Origin of the sequence: Weissella sp. DD23, assembly GCF_001579105.1 — a bacterium.
Lineage (GTDB): Bacteria > Bacillota > Bacilli > Lactobacillales > Lactobacillaceae > Weissella > Weissella cibaria.
Genome location: NZ_KQ970395.1, coordinates 94,748 through 96,115, shown reverse-complemented (window position 1 = coordinate 96,115; position 1,368 = coordinate 94,748). Strand labels below are relative to the sequence as shown.

Here is a 1,368-nt window from a genome sequence, read left to right as displayed (position 1 = left end):
TAACACGGTTAACGTATCGAACAATTTCTGGAACGAAGATTTGCAAAGCCAAATCAGGCGTGAACGGTTAGCCGCACAGGCACAAATTACGGATGCATTGAATTTGGATGCCGAGGCTGATAAGCTATTAAATAAGTAATAAAGAAGAGACGAGGAAAGAATAATGCCTTTTGTACACGTAGAACTGGTTGAAGGTCGCTCAGATGAGCAACTAAAGGGAATGATGGCTGATATTACGGCAGCAGTTGAAAAGAACACTGGTGCCCCACGTGAGGCGATTAAGGTGATTGTGAACGAAATGCGTGCGGACCGTTTTATGGACGGTGGTACTTTGCGTTCTGAAAAGTAATTGCGTACAATAAGAGGAGTGGTATTTAAATACCACTCCTCTTTTTTCGCATATTGTTGGGAATATGTTAGATATAAAACGATAATTAGGAGCTATGTATGGCTGATCAATATATTATGGCGTTGGATCAAGGGACGACAAGTACTCGCGCGATTTTGTTTGACGCAGATGGTAAGGCCGTGGCAACAGCACAAAAAGAGTTGCCACAAATTTTTAAGCAACCAGGCTGGGTTGAACACGATGCGGAGATTATTTGGGACCATGCGCGTCAAGTGATGGCTGAAGTGGTGATTCAGGCCAATGTGCCACCTTATAAAGTTGCCGGTATCGGTCTAACAAACCAACGTGAAACAACGGTTATTTGGGATCGATTTACGGGTGAACCAATTGCACCAGCCGTTGTGTGGCAATCAAAGCAAAGTGATGCGATTGCTGAATCGTTAAAAGCAGCCGGATTAACTGATTTTGTTTATGAGAAGACAGGTTTGTGGATTGACGCCTATTTCTCAGCCACGAAGATTATGTGGTTGCTCGACAATGTGCCGGGTGCTCGCGACCGAGCTGAAGCGGGCGATTTGTTGTTTGGGACAATCGATTCTTGGCTATTGTATAAGCTGACGAATGGGGCTGTGCATGCAACGGACTATTCAAATGCCTCACGCACGATGCTGTTTAACATCCACACCCTATCATGGGATACGGAGTTGTTAGAGAAGTTTAATATTCCAGCAAGCATGTTGCCAGATGTGAAAGACTCTTCGGGATTGTTTGGGTATACGGCTGATTATGCCTTTTTCGGTATTCAAGTGCCAATTGCTGGTATTGCCGGTGACCAACAAGCAGCGCTCTTTGGTCATAAGGCGTTTACACCAGGGGATGTGAAGAATACCTTTGGGACGGGTTCATTTATTGTGATGAACACTGGCACGGACATTTCAACGTCGCAGCATGGTTTGTTGACAACCATTGGCTACAGCTTGAATGGAGAAGTTACCTATGCATTAGAAGGGTCTGTCTTT

The 1,368-nt window shown here is 44.7% G+C and carries 2 protein-coding genes; both read left to right on the top strand.

Annotated features, from left to right (window positions below; all coding sequences use genetic code 11):
* Nucleotides 1-163 precede the first annotated feature (163 nt).
* The gene (locus WEIDD23_RS09135) at nucleotides 164-349 is read left to right on the top strand and encodes a 2-hydroxymuconate tautomerase (RefSeq protein ID WP_003609051.1); all 186 of its coding nucleotides are present in this window, start codon (nucleotides 164-166) and stop codon (nucleotides 347-349) included.
* A 98-nt stretch (nucleotides 350-447) separates the two neighbouring features.
* The coding region (locus WEIDD23_RS14795) for an FGGY family carbohydrate kinase (protein WP_242865492.1) at nucleotides 448-1,368 on the top strand (921 nt) is incomplete at its 3' end.

Bases quoted from the DNA above. Each gene is read 5' to 3' on its own strand.
- WEIDD23_RS09135 (WP_003609051.1), top strand. From the start codon at position 164: ATGCCTTTTGTACACGTAGAACTGGTTGAAGGTCGCTCAGATGAGCAA.